Raw genomic sequence first — 26,576 nt, 5'->3', positions numbered from 1 at the left:
GGCAGCGTCACCTGAAATACAGCTTTGCGGGCCGGACGGATAGGGTCCACGCATGGTTGACGTTGCTGCGATCTTCAAGGCGTACGACGTACGAGGGGTCGTCCCGGACCAGCTGGACGAGTCGGTGGCCCGGGCGACCGGGGCAGCCTTCGTCGAGGTCCTGGACGTCCTCTCGTCTCCGGGGGCAGTCGTGGTCGGCTACGACATGCGGCCGTCCAGCCCGGGACTGGCGGCTGCGTTCGCCGAGGGGGTGACCAGCACCGGCGCCGACGTGATCGACATCGGCCTGGCCTCCACCGACCAGCTGTACTTCGCCTCCGGCCGGCTCCAGCTGCCCGGCGCGATGTTCACCGCGAGCCACAACCCGGCGCAGTACAACGGCATCAAGCTGTGCCGCGCGGGCGCCGCTCCGGTCGGCTCGGACTCCGGTCTGCGCGACATCGCCGACCTGGTCGCCAAAGCGCTCACCGAGGGCCCGTCGACCGGCTCCGTGCCGGGCAAGGTGACCCGCAAGAACCTGCTCACCGCGTACGCCGACCACCTGCACGACCTGGTCGACCTGAGCGGCAGCCGTCCGCTCACGGTCGTCGTCGACGCCGGCAACGGGATGGGCGGCCACACCGTGCCGGCCGTGTTCGCCAGCGGTCCGATCACGATCGTGCCGATGTACTTCGAGCTGGACGGCAACTTCCCGAACCACGAGGCGAACCCGCTCGACCCGAAGAACCTGGTCGACCTGCAGGCCAGGGTCCGCGAGCTCGGGGCCGACCTCGGCCTGGCGTTCGACGGCGACGCGGACCGCTGCTTCGTGGTGGACGAGAAGGGCGACCCGATCTCGCCGAGCGCGGTCACCGGCGCGGTCGCGGTCCGCGAGCTGGCCAAGCACCCCGGCTCGGCCGTCATCCACAACCTGATCACCTCCAAGGCGGTGCCGGAGCTGATCACCGAGCACGGCGGCACGCCGGTCCGGTCCCGGGTCGGGCACTCGTACATCAAGCAGAAGATGGCCGAGACCGACGCGGTGTTCGGCGGCGAGCACTCCGCCCACTACTACTTCCGGGACTTCTGGCGGGCCGACACCGGCATGCTGGCCGCGCTGCACGTGCTGGCCGCGCTCGGTGAGCAGGACAAGCCGGCCAGTGAGCTGTTCGCCGAGTACGAGCGGTACGTCGCGTCCGGCGAGCTGAACAACAAGGTCGACGACGCGGCCGCGACGGTGGCGGCGATCGAAGACACCTACGGCGGCCGGGACGGCATTACCGTTGACCATCTGGACGGTCTGACCGTGTCGGCGGGACAGTGGTGGTTCAACGTCCGTGCGTCGAACACGGAACCGCTGCTGCGGCTGAACGTCGAGGCGGCGGACCGGCCCACCATGGAACGCGTCCGCGACGAGGTACTGGCGCTGATCACCGGCGCATCGGTGAAGGAGAACTGAATGGCAGTCAATCTGGACCCGGACCTGCTGAGCATCCTGGTCTGCCCCAAGTGCCGGTCGGAGTTCCGGGTGGACGACGAGGCGAACGAGCTGGTCTGCACGAACGGCTCCTGCGCGCTGGCCTACCCGGTCCGCGACGACATCCCGGTACTGCTGATCGACGAGGCGCGAGACACCAAAGAGGTCGCGGACAACTGATGAGCTTCTTCGACGACTCGCGGCTGGACGACCCCGCCGCGCTCGGGGCGGCAGACCACCTGCTCCGGCGGCTGGCGATGGCCGGCGCCCGGGTCCGGGCCGAGCTGGAAGCGGCCGAGGATGCCCTGTCCAAGGTCGACTCCGACGGCTTCCGGCCGCGGGCGGTGCTCGCCGCCGGCCGGGACGCCCGGCTGGTCCGGGCCATCCTGGAGCCGGTCTGCCCGGTCCCGTTCGTCGCCTGGCCCGGTCCCGGTCTGCCGGGGTGGGCCGGTCCGCTTGACCTGGTGATCGTCCTGGGCGGGTTGAACGAGGACTCCGACGCGGTGTCAGCTGCTTCCGAGGCGGAGCGTCGCGGCTGTGGCCTGATGGTGGCCTGCCCGCCGGACTCCCCGGTTGCACAGGCCTCTGCCGGCTCGCGGCACGCCATCCGGCTGCCGTCGCAGTCCGACGACCAGTTGGCTTCGGCTGTCGCCGTACTGCAGGGTCTGCATCAGATGGAGCTTGGTCCCGAGGTGGACCACAAGGCCGTTGCGGCGCTGCTGGACGACGTGGCCATCGAGTGCTCGCCGAACAACGACGTCGCCTCCAACCCGGCCAAGGACCTGGCCCTGATGCTGGCGGATGCGCTGCCGCTGGTGTGGGGTGGGTCTGTGCTGGCTGCGCGTGCTGCGCGTCGTGTGGTGGAGGCGCTGCGGCTGGCGAGTGGCCGGCCGGCTCTGGCCGCTGACGCCGGGCACCTGATGCCGGTGCTCAACCAGCCGCCGCGTGACCTGTTCGCCGACCCGTTCGACAAGCCGGAAGAGCTGCGGCCCGGCCTGGTCATCCTCGACGACGGTGTGGAGGACGCAGGCGTTGCCGAGCACCGGCGCAAGCTGGAGGCGAAGGCAGAGGCCCACGACGTCCGCGTGCACGTCGTGACGCAGGCCGACGGCACCGACATCGCCCGGTACGCCGCCCTGACCCAGCACGGCCGCTACGCCGCGGCGTACCTGGGCATCGGCCTCGGCCGCTACGGTACGGCGACCGACGACGAGCCCACCGAACCAGGAATCCCCTCGGAGGACCCAGCGTGGTAGTGCGGCTGCAGAACACCATCCGGGACTATGCCTGGGGCTCGCCGACCGCGATCCCCGAGCTGACCGGGGTGGAGCCGGACGGCCGCCCGCAGGCCGAGCTGTGGATGGGCGCCCACGAGTCCGCGCCGTCCGTGCTGCCCTCGGGCGACTCCTTGTACGACCTCGTGTCCGCCGGGCCTTCCGACGTACTCGGTCCGGAGACGGCCGAGCGGTTCGACGGCCGGTTCCCGTTCCTGGCCAAGCTGCTGGCGGCCGCGCAGCCGTTGTCGATCCAGGCGCACCCGTCGCGGGAGCAGGCGATCGACGGGTACGCGCGGGACGAGGCCGCCGGGATCCCGCGCGACGCCGGTGAGCGCAACTACAAGGACGCCTGGCCGAAGCCGGAGATCCTGATCGCGCTCGGTCCGTTCGACGCGCTGGTCGGCTTCCGGCCGCTGGAGGCCACGGTCGCGTTCCTCGACGCGCTGGCGCCGGCCGGGTTCGAGGAGTGCACCGACCTGCTCCGCAACGGCAAGCTGCAGGACGTGTTCACCCAGATCATGAGCAGCGACCGGGACACCATCCGGCCGCTGGTCGCCGCTCTCGGCGAGGCCATCGCGCAGTACGCGGGCCAGGCGTTCGAGCTGGAGCGGGCGGCGCTGGCCAAGCTGTGCGCGGACTTCCCGGACGACCCCGGCGTACTGGCCGCGCTGCTGCTGAACCGGGTGCGCCTGGAGCGGTTCCAGGCGGTTTACCTGCCGGCCGGGAACGTGCACGCGTACCTGCACGGGCTCGGGTTCGAAGTGATGGCGAACTCGGACAACGTGCTGCGCGGCGGCCTGACCAGCAAGCACATCGACGTCCCCGAGCTGGTCTCGGTGATCGACTTCGAGCCACTGGCCGACCCGGTGCTGACGGCGACCCCGCTGGGCGACGGCGTTTCGTCGTACGAGACCGGCTGTGAGTACTACGCCATCCGCCGGATCGACCTGGACGGCGGTGAACAGACGGTCACCGGCGAGGGGCCGCGGATCGTCTGCTGCGTGGCCGGAAGTGTCGAAGTCGATGCTCAGGGCACCGAGTCGGCTGTGACGTTGTCCGCCGGTCAGTCCGCGTTCGCTGCAGGACCCGAAGGACCCTGTAGCCTGCGTGGTTCCGGCACGGCGTTCGTCGTGTCCGCGCGCTGATCACCCAACACTTGACGGAGGACCTGGACAGATGGCTGGTGGCGGAACCAAGGCGGTCGTCGCGGCATTGCTGGCGAACACCGGGATCGCGATCACCAAGTTCGCCGCCTGGGGACTGACCCAGTCGGCATCGATGCTCGCCGAGGCGATCCACTCGGTCGCCGACGCCGGCAACCAGGTGCTGCTGCTGGTCGGCGGCAAGCGGGCCCGGCGGGAGGCCGACGAGCTGCACCAGTTCGGCTTCGGCCGGGAGCGGTACGTCTACTCGTTCATCGTCGCGATCGTGCTGTTCAGCGTCGGTGGCCTGTTCGCGCTGTACGAGGGCTACCACAAGATCCACGACCCGCACCCGATCGACAACTGGAAGTGGGTCCCGGTCGCCGTCCTGGTGGCCGCGATCATCATGGAGACGTTCTCGTTCCGGACCGCGATCGTCGAGGCGAACAAGGTCCGCGGGCCGGTCGGCTGGGCCAAGTTCATCCGCAACGCCCGCTCGCCGGAGCTGCCGGTCATCCTGCTGGAGGACTTCGCCGCGCTCACCGGCCTGGTGCTGGCGTTGATCGGCGTCGTCCTGACGCTTGCCACCGGCAACGGTGTCTGGGACGGCGCGGGCTCGATGGCGATCGGCGCGCTGCTGGTCTGCGTCGCGGTCTTCCTGGCGATCGAGATGAAGTCGCTGCTGCTCGGCGAGTCCGCGACCCGGGAGTCGCAGCAGAAGATCGTCGCCGCGATCGAGAACACCGCGGGCGTGCAGCGGCTGATCCACATCAAGACCCTGCACCTGGGCCCGGAAGAGGTCCTGGTCGCCGCCAAGGTCGGCGTCGAGCCGACCACCGACGCGGCCGTGGTGGCCCAGACCATCGACGCCGCCGAACGCGCCATCCGCGAAGCCGAGCCGATGTCGATCCACGTCTACCTGGAGCCCGACATCTACGTCGAGGGCTACCAGCGCGCCGAGCGCCCACCCGTGCCGGAGGCACCGTCCCACTGACCCACCCCGCACCGCCGTCCCACGCCGCCGTCTGAGTTCGAGGGGATATCCCCTCGAACTCAGGGTTTTCTGCTCGTATACGAGGGGAGAAGGCGCAAGCCGCGGGGTTATCCCCTCGTTGAGGGGTGGGGCAGCGGGGTCGGATGAGAGGGGTTGGGGGGGCAGCGGGGTCGGGTGCGAGGGGTTGGGGTGGGTCAGCGGGGTTCGGGTGGCAGTACGCCGGAGCGGCCGAGCCAGCGGAGGGCGCGTTCGCGGTCGATCTCCGACCGGGTCGGCGGGGTGGTGAGGCGGCCGGTGCGGTAGCCGAGGTTGCGGATGTCCGCCGCGACCGACGGCTCGGCCAGGGCCCGGAGCGCGAACGCCAGCGCGGCCGGCGTCACGTCGTACCGGCGTTCCAGGTCCAGGGCGAGCTGGACGGCGGCCAGGTCGCGGTCGTCGTACTGGCGTTGGGCCGTGTGCGCGGAGCGGGATCGGGGGAGCAGGCCGAGGGCCTCCCGGTACCGCAGCATCCGCGGGGTGGTGCCCAGCCGGCGGGCCGCCTCGGTGATGCGCATACACCAATCCTGACATTTCAGTGTCAGAAACGCTGCCCCACCGATCAAATCCCGGGCCTCGGCCCTCTAGGCTCTGGCAGGCAGGAAGCAATCACAGTCTTCAGGGGAGCGGAACCGGTATGACCTTCGACTACAAGGTGGCGGACCTCGGGCTGGCCGAGTTCGGCCGCAAGGAGATCCGGCTGGCCGAGCACGAGATGCCCGGCCTGATGGCGATGCGCAAGCAGTACGGCGACAGCAAGCCGCTGGCCGGCGCGAAGATCATGGGCTCGCTGCACATGACGATCCAGACCGCGGTGCTGATCGAGACGCTGACCGCCCTCGGGGCCGAGGTGCGCTGGGTCTCCTGCAACATCTTCTCCACCCAGGACCACGCCGCCGCGGCGGTCGTCGTCGGCCCGGAGGGCACTGCCGAGAACCCGGCCGGGGTGCCGGTCTTCGCCTGGAAGGGCGAGACCCTCGAGGAGTACTGGTGGTGCACCGAGCAGGCGCTCAGGTGGCCCGGCGCCGACGGCCCGAACATGATCCTGGACGACGGCGGCGACGCCACTATGCTCGTCCACAAGGGCACCGAGTTCGAGAAGGCCGGCGCCGTTCCGGACCCGTCCACCGCGGACTCCGAGGAGTACGCCGTCGTCCTGAAGCTGCTGACCCGCACGCTGCAGGAGGACCTGCAGCTGTGGACGACCATCGGCCAGGGCATCAAGGGGGTCACCGAGGAGACCACCACCGGCGTGCACCGGCTGTACGAGATGCACAAGGCCGGGGCGCTGCTGTTCCCGGCGATCAACGTGAACGACTCGGTGACGAAGTCGAAGTTCGACAACAAGTACGGCTGCCGGCACTCGCTGATCGACGGCATCAACCGGGCCACCGACGTGCTGATCGGCGGCAAGGTCGCGGTCGTCTGCGGGTACGGCGACGTCGGCAAGGGCTGTGCGGAGTCGCTGCGCGGCCAGGGCGCCCGGGTGATCGTCACCGAGATCGACCCGATCTGCGCGCTGCAGGCGGCGATGGACGGCTACCAGGTCGCCACCGTCGACGACGTGGTCGGGATCGCCGACATCTTCGTCACCACGACCGGCAACAAGGACGTCATCACCGCCGACCACATGGCGGCGATGAAGCACCAGGCGATCGTCGGCAACATCGGCCACTTCGACAACGAGATCGACATGGCCGGCCTGTACAAGGTGGACGGCATCGAGCGGGTCACCATCAAGCCGCAGGTGGACGAGTTCCGCTTCCCCGACGGCCACACGGTGATCATCCTGTCCGAGGGCCGCCTGCTGAACCTGGGCAACGCCACCGGCCACCCGTCGTTCGTGATGTCGAACTCGTTCACCAACCAGGTCCTGGCCCAGATCGAGCTCTACGTGAAGACCGCCGACTACCCGACCGAGGTCTACGTCCTCCCCAAGCACCTCGACGAGATGGTCGCCCGCCTCCACCTCGACGCCCTGGGCGTCAAACTCACCGAACTGACCAAGGAACAAGCCAACTACCTCGGCGTCCCCGTAGAGGGCCCCTACAAGTCAGACCACTACCGCTACTGAGTTCCTCAGCACGCACAGAAGGCGCCCCACCGCACGGTGGGGCGCCTTCTTGGCTAGAACCACTGGCCGGGCTCGTTGCTGCCTGGGGCTGCCCAGCCCTGGGGGTTGATCGCGGCGGGGCGGTACGGCGTTATCGGAGTGGGCGCCGGGAACGGGCCGGCCGCTGGCACAGCAGCAGGTGGGGCCGGTGGCGAAGCGCCGTACGGGCTCGGTGCGGCGAACGGGCCGGCAGGTACGGCGTACGGGCCGAACGGGCCGGTGTTGACGGCGGCCCGAGGTACGGCGAGGCGGTTCAGCTCCCGCCGCCGACGCTCAGCCAGTACGGCGGACAGGAACGCAGGCGCCACCATGGGCACCGGCGGCACCGGCGCCGTCACCTGACTGACCCGATACGCCAGCGCATCACCGATCGCGTCCCGAGCGCCCGGCAGCAGCTCGGTGTACCGCGCCAGATACTCCCGCGAAGCGTTGGCCAGCTCGTCCGACAGCCGCGACAGTTCCAGCGACTGCGCCCACTGCACCAGGTGCCCCGGCACGAACAGCGGCGGCGACGCCATCGGCTGGTGCCGCTCGCGGATCACCACGGTGCCGGCGACCATGTCGCCGATCCGCTTGCCGTGCTTGTTCATCAGGCTCGCCACGATCCCCGGACAGGCCGCGAACCATGGCGCGAAGTCGACGAAGAACCACATCAGCGTCCGCACCAGCGCGTGCCGGAACCGGATCGAGCTGCCGTCGTCGCGGACCACCTTGAGCCCGAGCACCATCTTGCCGAGCGTCCGGCCGCGGGTGAGCGTCTCCATCACCACCCGGTAGCCGACCACGACGACCAGGACGACGACGAAGATCAACGCCACCGCGAGCGCCTCACTGGCCTCGCCACCGATCAGGAACCCGGCCAGCAGCGAGATCAGCACCCCGAGTACGACGCCCTGCAGCATCACGTCGATCGCGCACGCCAGCGCCCGGGTCGGCATCCGTGCGATCCGCACCTGGAGGACGACCGCCTCGCCCGTGACCAGCTGAGACACTCCGTCGCCCCCCTCCTGCCAAGACACCAGTTCCGGCTAGTCTGCCAGCGCGGAGAGCCAGAACCGGGAGGAGGGGCCACTGTGGACGTCGAGGCGTTCGTGTCCGTGCACCAGCCGCAGTGGGACCGGCTGGCGTACCTGACTCGCCGACAGCGCCGCTTGACCGGTGCAGAGGCCGAAGAGCTCGTCACCCTCTACCAGCGCGTCGGCACACACCTGGCCGCGCTCAGGGCCGCCGGTGCGGACCCGGTGTCGATCGGCCGGCTCTCCGGCCTCATCGCCGACGCACGTGGCGCTGTCACGGGCGCACAGGCTCCTGTTTGGCGCGACATCTCCAGGTACTTCCTGGTGAGCTTCCCGGCCGCGCTCTACGCGTCCAGACGCTGGTGGCTCACCATCGGCCTGCTCTTCTATCTGGTCGCGGCCTGGGCCGCCTGGCGGATCATCGCGCACCCGGAGGTGATCGACTCGTTCGCCACCTCCGCGCAGGTCCAGGAGCTGGTCGACAAGGACTTCGCCGCCTACTACTCGGAGAACCCGGCCCAGGACTTCGCCTTCCAGGTCTGGATCAACAACGCCACCATCAGCGCCGCCGTGCTCGCGCTCGGCATCCTGCTGATCCCGTCCATCTTCATCCTCTGGGACAACGCGCTGAACCTGGGCATCAACGCCGGCCTGATGATCGGCCACGACCGGGCCGACGTGTTCTTCGGCCTGATCACCCCGCACGGCCTGCTCGAGCTGACCGCGGTGTTCGTCGCGGCCGCGGCCGGGCTGCGGCTCGGCTGGTCCTGGATCGTCCCGGGGCCACGGACCCGGATGCAAGCGCTTGCTCAAACCGGCCGCGCAACGGTCGGGATGGCGATCGGCCTGGCCGCGATCCTGCTGGTCACCGGCATCATCGAGGGTTTCGTCACGCCGTCCGGCCTGCCGACCGCGGTCCGGGTCGGGATCGGCGTACTGGCCGAGATCGGCTTCGTGCTCTACGTGTGGATCCTCGGCCGGCGCGCCTTCCGGGCCGGGGAGTACGGCGACGTCGACGAGGCCGACCGTGAGGCCACCGCGCCGATTTCTGCATAGTCCTGGGCACTAGAGGTGGGTGAGTACCGCCCAGCAAGCCCGTCAGAGCCGCACGTACGACGTCGCGATCACCGTCGGCCTCATCGCGTACGGCGTAGTCCACCTGTTGATCGCCTGGGTCGCCCTGCAACTGGCCCTGGGCAAGTCGGACCAGGAAGCCTCGCAACAAGGCGCCTTGGAGGAGTTGGCCGGCAAACCGCTCGGCGGCGTCCTGCTGTGGGCGGTCGCGATCGGCCTGTTCGCGCTGGTCGTCTGGCAGGGCCTGACACTGGCGTACGGATCGTTGAAGACGTCGAAGAAGGTCTCCGCCGTCGGGCGCGGCCTTGTCTACCTCGGCCTCGGGATCCTGGCGATCAAGGTCGCGGTCGGATCCGGCGGTTCGAGCAGCGGTGAGCAGAAGACGATCAGCGCCCAGCTGATGGAGTACGGCGTGGGCCGGGCACTGATCGTGGTCATCGGGCTGGTGATCGTCGGGATCGGCGGACACCAGATCTACAAGGGGCTCACGGCCAAGTTCATGGAGGACCTGGTCGGCGGGGTCGCCGAGGTGACCGTGCTGCTCGGCCGGATCGGGTACGCCGCCAAGGGCATCGCGTTCCTGGTCGCCGGAGCGTTGTTCGGCTGGGCCGCGATCGACTACGACCCGGAGAAGACGGGCGGCCTGGACGCCGCCCTGCACACGATCAAGGAACAGCCCTTCGGGTCCGTCCTGCTGTCGGTGCTGGCGATCGGAATCGCCGCCTTCGGGGTGTACGCGTTCGCGTGGTCTCGCAACGCCCGCCGCTGATCAGCCGACCGGCATGTCCCGCCGCCGGAGCCCGACCAGGCCGACCGCGCCTACTACCACAGCGATCGCGACCAGCGTGATCACCGGCGCGGCCGACACCGAGCCGCCGGGCAACTGGGGGAGATGGCTGAACGGCGAGATGTCCTTGACCCACTTGGACAACTCGGTCCCGGTCGTGGTCATGACGATCACCAGGCAGATCGACGGCGGAACCCAGGCAGCCGCAGACCACCGCGGGAACAGGCCGAACAGCGCGATCGCGATCGCGGCCAGGACCCACACCGCCGGCAGTTGCACGAGCGCAGCACCGATCAGCCGGGGCACCTGCCCGCCGACGTCACCGATCGCTGCGCCGTACGCCAATCCGGCGCCGAGTCCCGCGACCAGAAGCGTCACCGCCGGCCCGAGCAGGCCGAAGAGCAGGTGACTCGCGGCCCACTGCAGCCGTCCGGTCCTGGTCACGAGCACCGGCTCGGCCCGGCCACTCATCTCCTCGGTGCGCAGTCGCAGCGTGGCCTGGACGGCGTACGCCGAGGCGATCAGCCCGACGATCGCCATCACGCCGGCGAAGTACGAGTCGATCAACCCGGCCGCCCCACCCAGCCGCGCGAACACCTCTTGCACACCGGAGTCGTCCCGCATCAGGTCGCCGACCCCTTCGGCCACCCCGCCGAACAGCACCCCGAGTACGGCGAACCCGGACGTCCACGCGACCAGCAGACCGCGATGCAGGCGCCACGCCAACGCCAGCGGCGAACTCAGGCTCGGCGCCCCCTCGGCCGGCCCGAGCCGGTCGGCCAGCAGTCCAGCGCCAACGTCTCGCCGGGACTGCAGTTGGACGGCAACGGCCACGAGTACGACGGACACCGCGAGCACAACGATCACGAGCCACCAGCGGTTGTCGCCGTACGGGCGGATGCGTTGCGCCCAGCCGATCGGGGACAGGTACGACAGCCATGCCAGTGGGCCGTCCGAGTGCGCACTCGTGTCACCGGCGGCACGCAGTACGTACGCCACGCCGAGCACGCTGAGCGCGATCCCGCGCGCCGTGCTCGCGCTCGCGGTCAGTTGTGCGGCGATGGCTCCAACCCCTCCGAAAAGCCAACCGACACAGGCGAACTCGAGACCCAGGGCGAACGATCCGGCGAACGGGAGGCCCTGGCTATTCATGCCCAAGGCAAGCAGTACGGCGAGCAGCAGGTTCGCCAGGAAGGTGGTCACCAGAGCGGCCGCGAGGCCGGCGTGCCGGCCGACGACACTCGAGCCGAGCAGCTCGGCGCGGCCGGTCTCCTCCTCGACCCGGGTGTGCCGGATCACCGTCAGCAGGCTGATCAGGCCGACCATCACCGGGACGAATCCCAGTCGCCAGGTCAGGAACTCGCCCAGGCTGGTGCCGTGCAGTTCGCCGTACAGGGTGACGAAGCCGGCGTTGCTCGCGTACTGGAGCCGGGACTCGGCGGTCGGGAACAGCTCGTCGAAGGATCCGACGTAGCTGATCGGGATGCCGATCACCAGCAGGAGCCAGATCGGCAGCACGATGCGGTCGCGGCGCAGGATCAGCCGGACAAGGCCCCACAGGCCGGCCAGGGACTTCATCGCGACCCCTCCGGCTCGTACAGCCGCAGGAACAGCTCCTCCAGCGTCGGCGGCTGGCTCACCAGGCTCCGTACGCCGATCTCGGTCAGCCGCTTCAGCACCGGGTTGATCTCGTCGGTGTCGACGTCGAACCGGACCTGGCCGTCCTCGAGCCGCAGATCGTGTACGCCGGTCAGCTGGGCCAGCCCATCCATCGGGCCGACCAGCTCGGCCTGGATCGACGTGCGCGTCAGGTGCCGCAGCTCGGACAGCGTGCCGCTCTCCACCGCGCGGCCGGCGCGGATGATCGTGACCCGGTCGCAGAGCGCCTCGACCTCGGACAGGATGTGGCTCGACAGCAGGACGGTCCGGCCGTCGCGGTCGCTCACCTCCTGGACGACCTCGCGGAACACCTCCTCCATCAACGGGTCGAGCCCGGAGGTCGGCTCGTCGAGCAGCAGCAGTTCCACGTCGGAGGCGAACGCGGCGACCAGCGCGACCTTCTGGCGGTTGCCCTTGGAGTACGTCCGGGCCTTCTTCCGCGGGTCCAGGTCGAAGCGCTCCAGCAGCTCGGCCTTGCGCTTCTGGTCGACGCCGCCGCGCATCCGGCCGAGCAGGTCGATCGCCTCGCCGCCGGACAGCGTCGGCCACAGCGTCACGTCGCCAGGGACGTAGGCCAGCCGCCGGTGCAGCTCGGTCGCGTCCGACCACGGATCGCCGTCCAGCAGCCGCGCGGTGCCCGAGGACGCGCGGGTCAGGCCGAGCAGGATCCGGATCGTGGTGGTCTTCCCGGCGCCGTTCGGGCCGAGGAAGCCGTGCACCTCGCCGGTGCGGACCGTGAGGTCCAGGCCGTCCAGGGCGCGGGTGCGCCCGAAGGTCTTGACCAGCCTGTCGGTGCTGATCGCTGCGGTCATTGCTGTCAGTGCTCCTTCGAGTACTTCCGTAGTTGTTCGGCCTGCTCCGGCGTCATCACCGGGATGGTGAAGATGTCGAGCATGGCCTTGGTGAGCCGGGCATAGCCGGAGGGACCGGCGATGTCCTCGCCGATCGCCTTCGAGACCTGGTCGCGGAGCACGAAGACGCCCATCTTCATCGCCGCCAGCACGGCGGCGTACGCCCGCCGGTCGCTGGGGTCGGTGGGCAAGCTCTTGGTGAACTCCTCGCCGGCGTCGACCATCTCCAGGAACAGCGCGGTCGCGGTCTCCGAGCCGTCCATCATCGAGCGCACCAGGTACGTCTGCAGCGGCATCGTGATCGGGTGCATCGCGCTCACGTCGGTGTGCTCCGCGCCACCCTGGAACACGAGCTCCTCGCCGATCTGCAGCATCCGCTCCTTGGCGTACTGGTCACAGGCCTCGCGCAAAGCCTGCTTGGAGCCGAAGTGGTGCCGGACCAGCCCGGACGAGACCCCCGCCTCGGCCGCGATGTCGCGGATCGAGGCGCCCTCGATCCCACGCTCGGTGAACAACTTCATCGCCGCGTCCCGGATCCGGGCGCGGGCGGTCAGATCATCTGCCGGTCGTTCCATCAGGTCACCACTGCTCCTCACTCGCTATACAAAAAAGCAAACTACTACACGATCGTATAGTCAAGTGGAAGATTATGACTACCTTGGGAAACGGATCAGTGACAAAAGTCCGTAACTCGTTGACAGGAGAACGCTTGCTGGTGTGGTTTCTTCCCCAAACGGACTAGGGCGGAAGGTGCGTGGGGCGGATGAGGAAGGTCTTGGCGGCTGCGGCTGCCATTGCACTGCTGGTGTTACCCGGGACGGCGGCGCAGGCGGCCGAACCGTCGGAGAAGGTGATCCGGGTAGGGGTTACCCAGGCGGTCGACTCGATGAACCCGTTCCTGGCCGTGCGGCTGGTGTCCGGGTCGCTGCAGCGCTGGATGTACGGCTTCCTGACCGTGCCCGACTCCAAGACCCTGCAGCCGAGCCCGGACCTGGCCGAGTCCTGGACGACGTCGCCCGACGGCCTGACCTGGACCTTCAAGATCCGTGAGACGAAGTGGTCGGACGGCCAGCCGGTGACCGCGGCGGACGCGGCCTGGACGTTCAACAAGATGATGACCGACGACGGCGCCAAGACCGGCAACGGCCCGGCGGTGGAGAACTTCGCCAGCGTCAGCGCGAGCGGCCAGGAGCTGACCATCAAGCTGAAGGCCCCGCAGGCCTCGATGCTGGACAACCCGGTCCCGATCATGCCCAAGCACGTCTGGGAGAAGGTCTCCGACATCTCGAAGTACGAGGCCGACGTCTACCCGGCGGTCGGCAGCGGTCCGTACATCGCGGTCGAGCACAAGAAGGACCAGTACGTGAAGCTCGAGGCGAACCCGAACTACTGGCGGGGCGCCCCGAAGATCGACCAGCTCCAGATGATCTTCTACGACAACCCGGCCGCCGCGATCGTCGGCCTGAAGAAGGGCGACATCGACCTGATCGGCCGGCTCGCGCCGCCGGACTTCGACTCGCTCAAGGGTGACGACAACATCGTCCAGTGGAACACGGCCGGCCGGCGGGCGACGTACCTGCAGATCAACCACGGCGCCACCACCAGCGACAACAAGCCGATCGGCGACGGTCACCCGGCGCTGAAGGACGCGCGGGTCCGGCAGGCGCTGCACTACGCGATCGACAAGCAGAAGCTGGTCGACGAGGTGCAGAACGGCCTGGCGGTGCCGGCCGACGGCTCGATCGTGCCGCCGATGTACAAGGACTTCTTCTGGCAGGCCGAGGGTGACAAGAAGGTGACGTACGACGTTGCCAAGGCCAACAAGATCCTGGACGACGCGGGCTACAAGAAGGGCGCCGACGGCGTCCGGACGATGCCGGACGGGTCGAAGAAGCTGGCGTTCCGGTTCAGCATCCACACCGACACCCCGATCGAGGACAAGCTGTCGGAGTACCTGACCGGCTGGTTCAAGGAGATCGGCATCACGCTGACCACCAAGCGGCTCGACTCCAGCAAGTTCACCGAGGAGACCGGGACTACCGCGCTGTTCGACATTGCGATCAGCGGCTGGTCGGTGAACCCGGACCCGGAGGAGGTGCTGGCGACGCACCTGTGCAGCCGGCGGCCGACCGCGGCCGGCACCGGCGGCGGCACCGAGTCGTTCTACTGCGACCCGCAGTACGAGGACCTCTACAAGCAGCAGCAGAAGGAGCTCGACCGGCCGAAGCGCGCCGACATCATCAAGAAGATGGAGGAGCGCCTCTACACCGACGCGCCGGTGATCGCGCTGTACTACCCGAACAACCTCGAGGGCTACCGCAAGGACCGGATCGCCAAGGTGACGCCGATCCCGGAGGACAAGGGCCTGCTGTACGGCGGTAGCGGCTACTGGCCGTTCTACACGCTGGAGGCCGTGACGACGGACGCTGCGTCGACGGACGAGGGTGGTTCGAACGCCGGGGTGATCGGTGGGGTCGCGGGCGGCGCCGCCGTACTCGCGATCGGTGGGTTCTTCGTGATGCGACGCCGCCAGGGCGCCGCCGACGAGCGCGAATGACGGCAACACCGCCGGTCGTCCAGCCCGCCGTCGAGGCGCTGGACGAGCGCCCGGCCCGCCACGGTCTGCTGCGGTACGCGGCGACCAAGGCGGGCGGGGCGCTGTTCAGCATCGCGATGGTGATCGTCGCGACGTTCTTCCTGTTCCGGCTGCTGCCGGGCGACCCGGTCCGGGCGCTCGCGCAGGGCCGGAACATGACGCCGGAGCAACTCGACCTCGAACGTGCTCGGCTCGGCCTCGACAAGTCGTTGCCGGAGCAGTTCCTGCAGTTCGTCAAGCAGACGCTGCAGTTCGACCTCGGCACCTCGTACGAGTACAAGCGCCCGGTGCTCGACCTGATCGGCGAGCGGATCGGGTCGACGCTGCTGCTCACCGGGACCGCGCTGGTGATGGCGGTCAGCCTCGGCCTCTGGCAGGGCGCGCGGGCGGGCTGGAAACCGGGCAGCCGGTTCGACAAGTTCTCGACCGCGATCTCGCTGGTGCTGTGGTCGGTGCCGACGTTCTGGCTCGGACTGCTGCTGCTGATGGTGTTCGCGGCCGGGGTCGGGCCGATTCCCGGGGTGTTCCCGACCCGGGGGAGCTCGAGCGTGGACGCGCCGGACGGGTTCGCGTACGTGCTCGACGTTGCGCAGCACATGGTGTTGCCCTGTCTGACCATGGTCGCTGTCGTCTACGCGCAGTACCTGCTGGTGATGCGGTCGTCGGTGCTCGACGAGGTCGGGCAGGACTACATCACGACGGCCCGCGCCAAGGGTCTGCGGGACGACGACATCCGGCGGAAGCACGCCGTACCGAATGCGTTGCTGCCGACGGTGACGCTGGTGTTCATGCGGATCGGGTTCGTGGTCGGGGGTGCGGTGACGGTCGAGGCGATCTTCAGCTGGCCGGGGCTCGGGCAGCTGTTCTACGAGGCGATCCGGGTGCCGGACTTCACCTTGATGCAGGGCACGTTCCTGCTGATCACGGTGTCGGTGATCGTGATGAACACGCTGGCCGACGTGGTCTACCACGTCCTGGATCCCCGGGTGAGGTCGGCATGAGCAGTGTTGCGTGGACGCGCCGGCAGCGGGCGTTCAAACGGTTCTGGGCCGACTTCCGGACGTACCCGGCCGGTGTGGCCGGCCTCGCCATCCTCGTGCTGGCGGTGGTCCTGGCGTTGATCGCGCCGCTGTTCATCGACTCCGGGGTGACGAACGTTGTGAGCGGGACCGGCGAGAAGATGGCGCCGCCGAGCCTCGACTACCCGCTCGGGACGGACGAGTCGGGGCGGTCGGTGCTGCTGATGATCTGGTGGGGTTCGCGGACCTCGCTGCTGATCGGCTTCCTCGCCGCCCTGCTGAGCATGGTGATCGGGACCGTGCTCGGGATCGCGGCCGGGCACTTCCGCGGCTGGCTCGGCGCGATCATCCTGCGGATCACCGACTGGTTCCTGGTGCTGCCGTCGCTGGTCACCGCGCTGGTGCTGGCGGCGATTCTCGGCGGCAGTACGGCGACCATCATCGTGGCGATCGGGGTGACGTCCTGGCCGTCCACGGCCCGGCTGATCCGGGCCCAGACCCTCGCGGTCGAGGCCCGCCCGTACATCGAACGGTCGCTCGCCCTCGGCGCCGGCCACTGGCACATCACCACCCGGCACGTGCTGCCCAACGTCGCACCGTTGCTGTTGGCAAGTACGACGCTCGAGGTGGCCAGCGCGATCGTCACCGAGTCGACGCTCGCGTTCCTCGGGGTGAGTGCGAACAAGACCTCGTGGGGCACCATGCTGCGCGGCTCGTACGACTGGGGCGCGGCCACCGCGGGTGCGTGGTGGTACATCCTCGTGCCGGGCTTGTGCATCGTGATCGTGGTGATGGCGTTCACGCTCTGCGGGCGGGCGCTGGAGAGTGTGCTCAATCCCCGGCTGCGGACGAGGGCGGCGTGATGGCTCTGCTCGAACTGGACGACCTGTCCGTGACGTACCAGATCGCGTCCGGCGAGGTTCCCGCCGTACGCGGGGTGTCGCTGTCGTTGGCGGCCGGTGAAGCCGTCGGACTGGCGGGTGAGTCGGGATCCGGGAAGTCGTCGGTCGCGATGGCCTTGCTGCGGTTGCTGCCTCGCTCGGCGCGTCTTGACGGGCGCGTGCTGCTCGACGGCGAGGACGTCCTGGCGATGAAGTGGGGCCGGTTGCGGGCGGTCCGGTGGTCCGCGGCGTCGATCGTGTTCCAGGGTGCGCAGCATGGGCTGAACCCGGTGCAGCGGATCGGGGATCAGATCGCCGAGCCGCTGCTGGTGCATCGATTGGCTTCTCCGTCGGAGGCCTCGGCCCGCGTGCGGGAGTTGCTCGAGCAAGTCGGGCTGCCGGCGTGGCGGGCGCGGAGTTATCCGCACGAGCTCAGTGGTGGCCAACGGCAACGAGTGATGATCGCGATGGCGCTGGCGTGCTCGCCACGGCTGATCATCGCGGACGAGCCGACCACCGCCCTCGACCTGATGGTCCAGGCGCAGGTGCTGACACTCATCCGGCAGCTGATCGCCGAGCACGACATCTCGCTGCTGATGATCTCGCACGACCTGTCGGTGCTCGCCGACGTGTGCGACCGGCTGGCGGTGATGTACGCCGGACGACTGGTCGAGGCGGGTCCGTCGTCCGGGCACTTCCGGCACCCGTACAGCCAGGCGCTCGCGGCGGCGTTCCCGACGGTCGGTGATCCGGCGTCGCGGTTGGCTCCGCGAGGGCTGGCCGGCGATCCGCCGGATCCACAGCAGTTGCCGGGCGGGTGCGCGTTCCATCCACGCTGTCCGGTGGCGCTGGAGTCGTGCTCGACCGTTTCCGTCGACCTTCGGCCGGCCGGCGAGCGCCGTACCGCGGCCTGTGTTCTGGTGGGGGAGGAAACTTGCTAGAGGCAACTGACGTTGCGGTCGAGTTCGCGTCGCGCGGGCGGCGGGCGCGGGCGGTGGACGGCGTGAACCTCGCCGTCGGCGCCGGCGAGATCGTCGCGCTGGTCGGCGAGTCCGGCTGTGGCAAGACCACGCTCGCCCGGACCCTGCTCGGCCTCGAACGCCCGACCGCCGGCCGGATCTCGTACGACGGGACGCCGCTCAGCTACACGGGTCGTCGCCTGCGCGCGTTCCGCCGGCAGGTGCAGTTGGTGCTGCAGGACCCGATGGGGTCGCTGAACCCGCGGCAAACCGTCTACGAGGCGGTGGCCGAGGGGCCGCGGATCCACGGCCTGCCCGACGAAGAGGCGGTGGTCGCCTCGGCGCTGTCGCGTGCGGGGCTGCGGCCGCCGGAGAGGTTCTTCCTGCGGTATCCGCACGAGCTGTCGGGTGGTCAGCGGCAGCGTGTGGTGATTGCGGGTGCGCTGGCTCTGAATCCGAAGTTCCTGATCGCCGATGAGCCGGTCGCGTCGCTGGATGCGTCGGTGCGGGGCGAGATTCTCGCGTTGCTGCTGCGGTTGCGGGACGAACTCGGTCTGGGGGCGCTGGTCGTCACCCACGACCTCGGCCTGGCCTGGAACATCGCCGACCGGGTCGCGGTCATGTACCTCGGCCGCATCGTCGAGTCGGGTCTGACCGAGGAAGTGCTGACGAACCCGCAACACCCGTACACGCAGGCGTTGCTGTCGGTGCTGCCGGAGTCGCCGGAGCGCATCGTGCTCACCGGCGAGCCACCGGACCCGACCCGGATCCCGACCGGCTGCCGGTTCCACCCGCGCTGCCAACTGGTCGCCGCCGGGAAGGGCGTCGACGCCTGCCGGACCGGCAGTCTTCCGGTGCTCCCGGCAACCAACGGCGCCGAGGTCGCCTGCTACCTGGCCCCGGTCCGCATCACCACCTGACCCCCGGCCGGCGCCCCCAACGTCGTGGACGCCGGCCGGTGCCCTCCCCCCGGGCATCCGCCCAGCAGCCCTCGCCGTACATCCCTCAACGGCCCGCCGTTCAAGGGGATATCCCCCTGGCTTGTGGGTTCTCCCCTCGCAGACGAGGGGAGAACCCGCAACTCGAGCGGATATCCCTCCGGGTTCAGACCTCGTTGTCGTCGTCGTCCGGTTCTTCGGCGGCGTCGGCGAGGGACCACTTCAGCTGGAACTCGACCTCTTCCTCGCTGTCGCCACGCTCGTGCTCGACGCTGATCCTGGCGTTCTTCGGCACCGTGAACCGCTCGCCGGCGACCTGGATCCGGAACGGCTTGCCCGCTTCGAGGGCGTCCGCCAGCCGGCGCAGCTTGGCCGCGAAGTCGGCGACCGAGTAGTCCTTCTCGACATCTCTCTCACTCATGCGGCCCATCCAACCAGCCGAAAGGTTCTTCCAGTCATTGACAATAGTTGTATGTCTCGTTAACTATTGCGGCATGGTGGAAGATCAGGTCGACCGGTTCTTCGAGGTCCTGGCCGACCCGACCCGGCGGCAGGTGGTGCGGCTGCTCGGCGAGGGGCCGCAACGGGCCGGCCAGTTGGCGGCGGCGACCGGTGCGTCGTCACCCGCGATGAGCCGGCACCTGCGGATCCTGCTGTCCGCCGGGCTGGTCGCCGACGAGCGCGGTCCCGACGACGCGCGGGTGCGGATCTTCCGGCTGAACCCCGAGCCCGTGGTCGCCGTGCAGGCCTGGCTGGACCAGGTCCAGGCGCACTGGAGAGACCAGTTGGGCTCGTTCAAGCGACACGTCGAGCAGAAGGAGTCCTGATGACCAAGCCGTCAGCGTCCGCGTCCGTCGAGGTCGCCACCGACCCGCAGTCCGCGTTCCGGATCTTCACCGAGGAGATCGACCTGTGGTGGGTCCGCGGCCCGATCAACTTCTGGGACTCGGCCCGCGCCACCGCGATGCAGATCGAGCCGGGCGTCGGCGGCCGCATCCTCGAGGTCTACACACTCCCGGACGACGTACTCGAGCTGGGCACGATCACCGACTGGGAGCCGGGCGCGCTGATGGCGTACCGCAGTTCGGTCGACGACACCGAGACCCGGATCACCTTCGACGAGCTCGACGGCGGGACGCGCGTCACCGTCGTACAGACGCTGGTTGAAGGTGGCGAGAAGGCGTTCTACTTCTGGGCGAACATCCTGCACTGGGTGCCGCAGTGGTTCGAGCGCCGCAACGCGCCGGAGACCCAGCGCGAGCTCGACCGTCTCTCGATCGGCCTGTACTACGAGGACCCGGCCGCCGCCGCGCGCTGGCTGCACACCCTCTTCGGCCTCGACTCCTGGGACAAGATCCCCGCCGAAGGCTCCGACCCGAGCTGGATCGAGCTGCACGTCGGCTCGTCCGCGATCCTGCTGTTCAAGCTGACCGAGGAGCGCAAGGGCCTGGATCACGAGGTCTGGGTGTACGTCGACGACCTGGCCGCCCACTTCGCCCACAGCACGGCGAACGGCGCGAAGATCGTCTCCGAGATTCACACCCACGGCTACACCCGCTACCAAGCCGAAGACCTCGAAGGCCACCGCTGGACCTTCGCCCAGGCCCGCCCCTCCCAGTGACCACTCACCTCCATCCCCTTTCACCGCAACCCTTCTAGGCCAGCTGTCATCCGTGGGACAGGTTCGGTTGCGCGGGGGTAGTGGTTCGCGCGGGAGCGTGGTGATCGCCGGGAAGGCTTTTAGCCTTTGGTCAGGGAGGAGGGCCATGGCGGAGAGCGCGGTGGTGGGGCTTCTGGGTCGGCGTCAGGAGGTCGCGCGGTTGCGGCGGCTGCTGGCCGAGGTGCGCGCTGGTCAGGGGCAGGCCTTGATCGTCCGGGGTGAGCCGGGGATCGGTAAGTCGGCTCTTCTCGACTATCTGGCCGGGCAATCCGACGGGTGCCGGGTCGTTCGGGCGTCGGGTGTCGAGGCCGAGATGGAGTTGCCGTTCGCCGACCTGCATCAGCTCTGTGTTCCGCTGCGGAATCTTGCCGGCCGGCGAGGCGGCAGAATTCTGCTACCGGGAAGCCGTCGACCGTCTCAGCCGCACCCGGGTCCGCATCGAGCTTGCCCGGGCGCACCTGTTGTACGGCGAATGGCTGCGGCGGGAGAGTCGACGCCAGGACGCTCGAGGCCAGCTGCGAACGGCGTACGACATCCTCACATCGGCCGGCTCCGACGCTTTCGCCGAGCGCCTGCGCCACGAGCTCGCCGCAACCGGCGAGACGGTCGGCCACCGCACAGACCACGCCGGCGAGACGCTGACGGCGCAGGAAGCGCACATCGCCGAGCTCGCCGCCAACGGCCTGACCAACGCCGAGATCGGCGCCCAGCTGTTCCTCAGCCGCCACACGATCGAATGGCACCTGCGCAAAGTCTTCACCAAGCTCGGCATCACCTCACGCCGCCAACTCCAAACCGCCCTCCCGACCACCGAGATCTACGCTGGGTAGGGCGCGTGGGGTGACTGGTTAGAGGCGGCCGGCCTTTTTCAGGGACAGGTAGGTGTCGGCTAGGGCGGGGGCTATCTGGTCGGGGTTTTCATCTACTACGGTGACGCCGGCTCGGGTGAGGATGGCGGTTACTCGTTCGCGGTCGAGGCGGGTGCGGGCGGCGGACGCGGCGCCGTACACCTCGATCAGGTCGGAGCGGGTGGACTCGAGCTCGGTGAGGCGGGGGTCGGCGACGGACGCCAGCACGATGACGTGGCGGCGCAGCAGCGGCCCGATGACGGGGAGCAGGGACTCCTCGATCACGGCCGGGTCCAACCCGGTGAGGAGGACGACGAGGGAGCGCTGCCCCAGCCGCTCGAGGACCTGCGACACGACCACCCGGAAGTCCGTCTGCACCAGCTCGGCCTCGACGTTGGCCAGCGCGTTCACGAACGACGGCAGCACGTCCTCCGGCGCCGGTCGCCGTACGTCGGCCCGCACTGCCGAATCGCAAGCCAGCAAGGAAACCCGGTCTCCGGCACGCGTAGCCAACGCAGCCAGCAGCAACGCAGCGTCCATCGCATGGTCGAGCCGCGGCGCATCCCCGACCCGCCCGGCCGACATCCGCCCGGAGTCGATCACGATGGCAACCTGACGATCGCGTTCCGGCCGCCAGGTTCGCAGTACGACGTTGCCGCGCCGCGCCGTCGCTCGCCAGTCGATGCTCCGGACGTCATCCCCAGGCACGTAGTCCCGCAACGAGTCGAACTCCGTCCCCTGCCCCCGCACCAGCAAGGCCGTCCGCCCGTCCAGCTCACGCAACCGCGCCAACCGAGACGGCAGGTGCTTGCGGCTCTTGAACGGCGGCAACGCCCGCACGGTCCACGGCACCGTGTGCGACCCCTGCCGGCCAGCAAACCCCAGCGGACCGATCGACCGGATCGTCACCCGATGCGCCTGCCGGTCACCTCGCCGCGTAGGCAGCAGATGCGTCGTCAGCCGCCGCCGCTCACCATGCGGCAGGTCCAGCTTGTGCGGCGGATCCTGTACGCCGGCCGACGGCGGCCACGCGTCCCGCAACAGCCCCTTGACCCGCCGACCCGGGTTGGCGACCAGCAACTGCACCACAGCCGGTTCACCCAGCCGTACGGCGTTGTCGCCCTCCCGACTGAGCTGCAGCCGCCGAGGCGAGCCGGCCAGCAGGATGTCGACCAGGCAGACCACCAGCACGACCGCGACCACGATGCCGACTCCGCTCCAGCTTGGCAGCAGCAGAGCAACGAAGACGACGCCCGCGGCGGCGAGCAGTCCGGCCCGGCCAGTGAGAACCATCAGCGTGGCACCGGCACCGTGGCCAGCACGCTCTCGAGTACGGCGTCCGCGCTGACACCCTCGAGCTCCGCCTCCGGCCGCACCTGTACTCGATGCCGAAGGCAAGGACGCGCCATCGCCTTCACATCGTCCGGAATGACGTAGTCCCGCCCGGACAACCACGCCCAGGCGCGCGACACCGCCAGCAACGCCGTGGCCCCACGCGGCGACACACCAAGCTGCAACGACGGCGACTGCCGCGTGGCCCGGCACAGGTCCACCACGTACGCCAACACGTCCTCCCGGACCGCAACCCGCCGTACGGCGTTCTGCCCGGCCAGCAGGTCCTCCGGCCCGGCCACCGGACGCAGACCGGCGCCTGCGAGATCCCTCGGGTCGAAGCCCTGCGCATGCCGGGCCAGTACGGCGATCTCCGCGTCGCGCGGCGGGATGTCGAGGGTGACCTTCAGCAGGAACCGGTCGAGCTGGGCCTCCGGCAACGGATAAGTGCCCTCGTACTCGATCGGGTTCTGCGTCGCGGCGACCACGAACGGCACCGGCAGCTTGCGCGGCACACCGTCGACGGTGACCTGCCGCTCCTCCATCGCCTCCAGCAACGCGGCCTGTGTCTTCGGCGGCGTCCGGTTGATCTCGTCGGCCAGCATGATGTTGGTGAACACGGGGCCCGGACGGAACTCGAACTCGCTGGACTTGGCGTCGTACACCAGCGACCCGGTGACGTCACCGGGCATCAGGTCCGGGGTGAACTGCACCCGCTTGGTGTCCAGCCGCATGGCCATCGACAGCGCCCGCACCATCAGCGTCTTCGCCGTACCCGGGACGCCTTCGAGCAGCACGTGGCCGCGGCAGAGCAGAGCGAGCACGAGCGCCGTCACCGCGGTGTCCTGGCCGACCACCGCCTTGCCGATCTCGGTCCGCAAGGCGACCAGTGCCTGCCTGGCCTGCTCGGCGGTGACCTCGGTAGTCGTCACGGGTGTCGTACCTCCTGCGTCAGTACGTCGAGTTCATAGGACAAGGACATCAGGGCGGCGTCGCTCAGCGGTGGGAGGCCGTAGAGCAGTTCGTACAGCATGGCCGGGTCCCGGCCGGTGCGTGCGGCAACAGTCGCGACCACAGCGGACGGATCGGCGCGCCGCGGGATCCCGTGCGCCTTGTGCAGCTTGCCGAGAGCTGACTCACGCAGTGCGGCCGCAGCACGGTCGCGGGCGCGTGAGCGACGGTAGAGCCGCGCCCTGCCCTCAGTGGTCTCCGCAGCATGCACGATGACCGGCAGCCGCTCGGCCACGACCGGACCGAGCCGCCGACCACGCCAGAGCGCTACGACCAGTACGGCGAACGCCAGAGCCCACCCGATGTAGCGCACGTCCGGCGGGATGAGTGGCGGCGCGTCCTCGTCGGGCTCGTCGTACCCGGTGGACTCCCACTGCGGCAGGTACCAGGTCAGGTCCTGGTTGGTGCCGATCAGGTTGAGCGCGAGTGCCGCGTTGCCGTCGTCCGCGAGCTGGTCGTTGGTGAACGAGCGCTGCGACCCCACCACGTCGACGATCCGTCCGTCGGTCTCCAGCCGGATCACCGTGTTCGAGATGCCGTCGCCGTAGCAGGCCTGGGCTGTGGAGGGCGCGGAGTAGGTGGAGCCGCTGACGGTCACCGTGCCGGCCTTGACCGCGGCAGGCAGGTCGCAGTCCGGATCACGGCTGCCCGACGACAGGATCTGACCGGAGTCCTGCACACCAGGCGCCAGCGCCTCCAGAGCACGGGAGCCGGGGCGGATGAGGACGATGTGGCTCCAGCCTGCGTGGGCGATCCGCTCCCAGTCGGAGCGATCCAGCTGACCCATCGGCCCGATCAGCAGGGTCTTGCCGGCTCCCGGCGCGACCGCGTCCGTCAGGTCCTCGGTGCCCCGCACGTTGACGCCATGGTTCTCCAGCAGCGCCGCGAGCGCACGTGCTCCGTTCTGCTCGGTCGAGTCCGGGCTGAACGGTCCGGAGGTCCGTGCGGCGGTGGCGATCAGAATGACGATCGCCGCCAGCACGATCAAGCCGGTGACGAGCAGCGGCACCCGCAGCACCCGCCAGCTCTCACCGGCACTTCTCCCGACCACAGTGCTCACGCTTGCACCAACGCCTTGGCCGTCCGGGCAGCGTTGTCTGCCGTCACCACGACTGCGTACCGCTCCGGCGTACCAGGACGGTTGCCGTAGACAACCTCGGTGAACGCCAGCGCCGCGGGCTGCAACGGGTCTCGCAGGGACGGTACGGCGCGGCCGGCGTCGGCCACCACCTCGTACGCCGTCCGGCCCGCCCGCTCGTCCAGGATGGTCCGCTCGGTCAGTTCAGCCACACAGGCGCGGAACCGGCTGCGAACGGCGAGCGCGTAGTCCCCGCTAGCAGCCTCCTGCTCGGCCTGCGCCCGGTACTCCGCCGCACTGCGCGGCCTGGCCGTGTCGAAGACCGCCTGGCCCTTCACCCGGTAAATGGTCCGCAGCACACCGGCCCGCCAGAGCACGACGATCGCGATCAGGATGATCAGCCCGATCAGCATGAACAGACCGGCGTGACCGCCCGGAGACGTCCCGGACAGGCTGTCCATCAGTTCGGCGATCCACTCGATCACCTTGCCGAACGCCCGCTCGATCAGCGAGCCGCCGGACTGCCGGTACGCCGACTTGGACAGCTCCTCGGCCGCCTCGGCGGCGGCCTGGTCCCGGCCGATGTCGATCGGGGGCTCCAGGATGATCACGGCGTACCTCCAGGTCCCTGAACCGGGCGCAGCACCGGCCGCATCCACAGGTCGAGGCCCTCTCGCCGGACCCGGAGGTCCAGGTAGATCAGGGCCTGGACGGCGGACATGAAGGCCAGGCTGGCGATCAGCGTCATCGCGGTCGCCAGTCCGGCGGCCACGCCGAGCACGATCGCGGCGATCGTCGCACTGCTGCTCTCACTGCCGTCGGCCCAGGAGCCGACCGTCATCACCAGCGTGGTGACCCCGAACTGCAGCGCGTAGCTGACGATGTTGACCACCAGCCCGCCGAACAGCAGGATGCCGAACACCCGCCAGAACTTGCCCCTCACCAGCTGCCAGGACCGCTTCAACGCACCCCAGACGCCCACCCGGCTGGGGATGTGGAGCCCGATGTCCGGCGCGTGCCGGCCCTCCATCAGTACGACGGTCCCGGCCAGCACCAGCCGGATGCCGAAGATCACCACCAGCACCCCGCCGAGCAGCATCATCACGATCGCCACCGCACCGGCCACGTCGGACGACACCGCGGACTCGGCTCCGGAGCCGACGCCGACCACCGCCAAGCCCCAGCCACCGATCAGCATGATGAACGACAGCGACTGCACCAGTCCGACCGCGGCCAGTGCAGGCAGCGCGGGCCGGACCAGCCGCAGCAGCTCCATCGGCCCGACTCGATGCGCCAGCTGGCTCCGCACGGCGGCCAGCGCGATGATGCCGGCCAGCATGCTCGACACGACGGTGAACAGCACCAGCTGGACGCCGTACGTGAGCAGCAGCGCCGCACCGGCCTGCTGGAACGGGTCTTCGGCCCCGAAGAACCCACTGATCCCGCCCGGTACGGCGACCTCGGTCAGCACGGCCTGGACCGCCAGCAGGGCGATGGCGGCCAGCACCGGGAGGCCCAGCATGATCGTCTTGTTGTCGGAGATGGTCCGGGCGGCGTTGTCGAGCAGGTCGGCGGGCAGCCACGGCCGCAGCGGCTCCGCCGCCGGGTCCTCGTGCAGGCTGATGTCCGTCACCCGTCACCTCCCTCCGTCGAACCGCGGGCCGGGCTGAACCGTGTAGTCCATAAGTTGTCCCGGGCCAGGGCTGTGCACCATGATCACAGCCCAACTCGGGGTCATTCGGCGATCCGGCGTGTGCACTACCCGGGGAATGGGACACTATCCGTAGTGCGTACGGTCAGCATCCGCTGGGCGCACAACGATCGGACGGCAAGGAGCTGGGCGTGGCAG

General features: G+C 69.4%; 27 protein-coding genes and 1 pseudogene. 17 read left to right on the top strand and 11 right to left on the bottom strand.

All coding sequences use genetic code 11. The features are described 5' to 3' along the window. Window positions 1-52 precede the first annotated feature (52 nt). The 5 genes from ACWCOV_RS19005 to ACWCOV_RS18985 are packed head-to-tail and all read left to right on the top strand — an operon-like array spanning window position 53 to window position 4,869. Window positions 53-1,438 carry a phosphomannomutase/phosphoglucomutase gene (locus ACWCOV_RS19005; RefSeq protein ID WP_449830585.1) on the top strand — a complete coding sequence of 462 codons (1,386 nt, stop codon included), beginning with the start codon at window positions 53-55 and terminating at the stop codon, window positions 1,436-1,438. After that, on the top strand, window positions 1,439-1,636 hold the full coding sequence (locus ACWCOV_RS19000) for a Trm112 family protein (RefSeq protein ID WP_449830584.1): 198 nt from the start codon (window positions 1,439-1,441) through the stop codon (window positions 1,634-1,636). Next, the gene (locus tag ACWCOV_RS18995) at window positions 1,636-2,712 is read left to right on the top strand and encodes an SIS domain-containing protein (protein ID WP_449830583.1); all 1,077 of its coding nucleotides are present in this window, start codon (window positions 1,636-1,638) and stop codon (window positions 2,710-2,712) included. The genes ACWCOV_RS19000 and ACWCOV_RS18995 overlap by 1 nt, the downstream gene beginning before the upstream one ends. Continuing rightward, entirely contained in the window at window positions 2,706-3,878 is a 1,173-nt protein-coding gene (manA, locus tag ACWCOV_RS18990; protein WP_449830582.1) for a mannose-6-phosphate isomerase, class I, read from the top strand. Before ACWCOV_RS18995 ends, manA begins: the two co-directional genes overlap by 7 nt. A 31-nt stretch (window positions 3,879-3,909) precedes the next feature. After that, window positions 3,910-4,869, top strand: coding sequence for a cation diffusion facilitator family transporter (locus ACWCOV_RS18985; protein ID WP_449830581.1), 960 nt, complete (start codon window positions 3,910-3,912; stop codon window positions 4,867-4,869). A gap of 194 nt (window positions 4,870-5,063) precedes the next feature. Here the strand turns inward: ACWCOV_RS18985 and ACWCOV_RS18980 are convergent, their stop codons facing one another. Beyond that, on the bottom strand, window positions 5,064-5,423 hold the full coding sequence (locus ACWCOV_RS18980) for a MerR family transcriptional regulator (RefSeq protein ID WP_449830580.1): 360 nt from the start codon (window positions 5,421-5,423) through the stop codon (window positions 5,064-5,066). Between the two features lie 119 nt (window positions 5,424-5,542). On the opposite strand from ACWCOV_RS18980, the gene ahcY reads away from it, so the two are divergent. Beyond that, window positions 5,543-6,979, top strand: coding sequence for an adenosylhomocysteinase (gene ahcY, locus ACWCOV_RS18975; protein ID WP_449830579.1), 1,437 nt, complete (start codon window positions 5,543-5,545; stop codon window positions 6,977-6,979). Window positions 6,980-7,032: 53 nt separating this feature from the next. On the opposite strand, the gene ACWCOV_RS18970 is transcribed toward ahcY, so the two are convergent. Continuing rightward, window positions 7,033-8,010, bottom strand: coding sequence for an RDD family protein (locus ACWCOV_RS18970; protein WP_449830578.1), 978 nt, complete (start codon window positions 8,008-8,010; stop codon window positions 7,033-7,035). Between the two features lie 81 nt (window positions 8,011-8,091). Between ACWCOV_RS18970 and ACWCOV_RS18965 the strand changes: the two genes are divergently transcribed. Next, window positions 8,092-9,090 carry a stage II sporulation protein M gene (locus tag ACWCOV_RS18965; protein WP_449830577.1) on the top strand — a complete coding sequence of 333 codons (999 nt, stop codon included), beginning with the start codon at window positions 8,092-8,094 and terminating at the stop codon, window positions 9,088-9,090. A gap of 19 nt (window positions 9,091-9,109) precedes the next feature. Beyond that, a complete protein-coding gene (locus ACWCOV_RS18960; protein WP_449830576.1) occupies window positions 9,110-9,877 on the top strand; it encodes a DUF1206 domain-containing protein in 768 nt (255 codons plus the stop codon). Here the strand turns inward: ACWCOV_RS18960 and ACWCOV_RS18955 are convergent, their stop codons facing one another. From ACWCOV_RS18955 to ACWCOV_RS18945, 3 genes are read right to left on the bottom strand one after another with little or no spacing between them, the layout of a single operon-like run. Beyond that, a complete protein-coding gene (locus ACWCOV_RS18955; protein ID WP_449830575.1) occupies window positions 9,878-11,473 on the bottom strand; it encodes an ABC transporter permease in 1,596 nt (531 codons plus the stop codon). Further along, window positions 11,470-12,366, bottom strand: a complete 897-nt coding sequence (locus ACWCOV_RS18950; protein ID WP_449830574.1) for an ABC transporter ATP-binding protein — start codon at window positions 12,364-12,366, stop codon at window positions 11,470-11,472. The genes ACWCOV_RS18955 and ACWCOV_RS18950 overlap by 4 nt, the downstream gene beginning before the upstream one ends. A 5-nt stretch (window positions 12,367-12,371) precedes the next feature. Further along, window positions 12,372-12,980, bottom strand: a complete 609-nt coding sequence (locus ACWCOV_RS18945) for a TetR family transcriptional regulator (RefSeq protein ID WP_449830573.1) — start codon at window positions 12,978-12,980, stop codon at window positions 12,372-12,374. Window positions 12,981-13,168: 188 nt separating this feature from the next. Between ACWCOV_RS18945 and ACWCOV_RS18940 the strand changes: the two genes are divergently transcribed. From ACWCOV_RS18940 to ACWCOV_RS18920, 5 genes are read left to right on the top strand one after another with little or no spacing between them, the layout of a single operon-like run. Continuing rightward, complete coding sequence (locus ACWCOV_RS18940) at window positions 13,169-14,962, top strand: ABC transporter substrate-binding protein (protein WP_449830572.1); 1,794 nt, start codon at window positions 13,169-13,171, stop codon at window positions 14,960-14,962. Then, window positions 14,959-16,002: an ABC transporter permease gene (locus ACWCOV_RS18935; protein WP_449830571.1), complete on the top strand. Its 1,044-nt coding sequence runs from the start codon at window positions 14,959-14,961 to the stop codon at window positions 16,000-16,002. Before ACWCOV_RS18940 ends, ACWCOV_RS18935 begins: the two co-directional genes overlap by 4 nt. Beyond that, window positions 15,999-16,883, top strand: coding sequence for an ABC transporter permease (locus tag ACWCOV_RS18930; RefSeq protein ID WP_449830570.1), 885 nt, complete (start codon window positions 15,999-16,001; stop codon window positions 16,881-16,883). Before ACWCOV_RS18935 ends, ACWCOV_RS18930 begins: the two co-directional genes overlap by 4 nt. Then, window positions 16,883-17,842, top strand: coding sequence for an ABC transporter ATP-binding protein (locus ACWCOV_RS18925; RefSeq protein WP_449830569.1), 960 nt, complete (start codon window positions 16,883-16,885; stop codon window positions 17,840-17,842). Before ACWCOV_RS18930 ends, ACWCOV_RS18925 begins: the two co-directional genes overlap by 1 nt. After that, a complete protein-coding gene (locus ACWCOV_RS18920; protein ID WP_449830568.1) occupies window positions 17,836-18,780 on the top strand; it encodes an ABC transporter ATP-binding protein in 945 nt (314 codons plus the stop codon). The genes ACWCOV_RS18925 and ACWCOV_RS18920 overlap by 7 nt, the downstream gene beginning before the upstream one ends. A 184-nt stretch (window positions 18,781-18,964) precedes the next feature. Here the strand turns inward: ACWCOV_RS18920 and ACWCOV_RS18915 are convergent, their stop codons facing one another. Beyond that, window positions 18,965-19,219 carry an amphi-Trp domain-containing protein gene (locus ACWCOV_RS18915; RefSeq protein ID WP_449830567.1) on the bottom strand — a complete coding sequence of 85 codons (255 nt, stop codon included), beginning with the start codon at window positions 19,217-19,219 and terminating at the stop codon, window positions 18,965-18,967. 73 nt (window positions 19,220-19,292) lie between these two features. Between ACWCOV_RS18915 and ACWCOV_RS18910 the strand changes: the two genes are divergently transcribed. The 4 genes and pseudogenes from ACWCOV_RS18910 (at window position 19,293) to ACWCOV_RS18895 (ending at window position 21,288) form a co-directional block, all read left to right on the top strand. Further along, window positions 19,293-19,625 carry an ArsR/SmtB family transcription factor gene (locus tag ACWCOV_RS18910; RefSeq protein WP_360534859.1) on the top strand — a complete coding sequence of 111 codons (333 nt, stop codon included), beginning with the start codon at window positions 19,293-19,295 and terminating at the stop codon, window positions 19,623-19,625. Then, window positions 19,625-20,419 carry a VOC family protein gene (locus ACWCOV_RS18905; RefSeq protein ID WP_449830566.1) on the top strand — a complete coding sequence of 265 codons (795 nt, stop codon included), beginning with the start codon at window positions 19,625-19,627 and terminating at the stop codon, window positions 20,417-20,419. The genes ACWCOV_RS18910 and ACWCOV_RS18905 overlap by 1 nt, the downstream gene beginning before the upstream one ends. Before the next feature lie 145 nt (window positions 20,420-20,564). Then, window positions 20,565-20,795, top strand: a pseudogene (locus ACWCOV_RS18900) (ATP-binding protein); the annotation flags it as partial. A 28-nt stretch (window positions 20,796-20,823) separates the two neighbouring features. Next, window positions 20,824-21,288 carry a LuxR C-terminal-related transcriptional regulator gene (locus tag ACWCOV_RS18895; protein WP_449830565.1) on the top strand — a complete coding sequence of 155 codons (465 nt, stop codon included), beginning with the start codon at window positions 20,824-20,826 and terminating at the stop codon, window positions 21,286-21,288. An 18-nt stretch (window positions 21,289-21,306) separates the two neighbouring features. Here ACWCOV_RS18895 and ACWCOV_RS18890 read toward each other — a convergent pair whose 3' ends face one another. Genes ACWCOV_RS18890 through ACWCOV_RS18870 form a run of 5 tightly spaced genes read right to left on the bottom strand, consistent with a single transcriptional unit; the run spans window position 21,307 to window position 26,360 of the window. Further along, window positions 21,307-22,599, bottom strand: a complete 1,293-nt coding sequence (locus tag ACWCOV_RS18890) for a DUF58 domain-containing protein (RefSeq protein WP_449830564.1) — start codon at window positions 22,597-22,599, stop codon at window positions 21,307-21,309. Then, window positions 22,599-23,570, bottom strand: a complete 972-nt coding sequence (locus tag ACWCOV_RS18885) for an AAA family ATPase (RefSeq protein WP_449830563.1) — start codon at window positions 23,568-23,570, stop codon at window positions 22,599-22,601. The genes ACWCOV_RS18890 and ACWCOV_RS18885 overlap by 1 nt, the downstream gene beginning before the upstream one ends. After that, window positions 23,567-24,709: a DUF4350 domain-containing protein gene (locus ACWCOV_RS18880; protein ID WP_449830562.1), complete on the bottom strand. Its 1,143-nt coding sequence runs from the start codon at window positions 24,707-24,709 to the stop codon at window positions 23,567-23,569. The genes ACWCOV_RS18885 and ACWCOV_RS18880 overlap by 4 nt, the downstream gene beginning before the upstream one ends. After that, complete coding sequence (locus ACWCOV_RS18875) at window positions 24,706-25,338, bottom strand: DUF4129 domain-containing protein (protein WP_449830561.1); 633 nt, start codon at window positions 25,336-25,338, stop codon at window positions 24,706-24,708. The genes ACWCOV_RS18880 and ACWCOV_RS18875 overlap by 4 nt, the downstream gene beginning before the upstream one ends. Continuing rightward, window positions 25,335-26,360 carry a hypothetical protein gene (locus ACWCOV_RS18870; RefSeq protein ID WP_449830560.1) on the bottom strand — a complete coding sequence of 342 codons (1,026 nt, stop codon included), beginning with the start codon at window positions 26,358-26,360 and terminating at the stop codon, window positions 25,335-25,337. The genes ACWCOV_RS18875 and ACWCOV_RS18870 overlap by 4 nt, the downstream gene beginning before the upstream one ends. Between the last annotated feature and the right edge of the window lie 216 nt (window positions 26,361-26,576).

Source organism: Kribbella sp. NPDC002412 (genome assembly GCF_053592935.1).
Note: the sequence above shows the minus strand (reverse complement) of the source record. Positions and strands in the feature narration are given on the sequence as shown.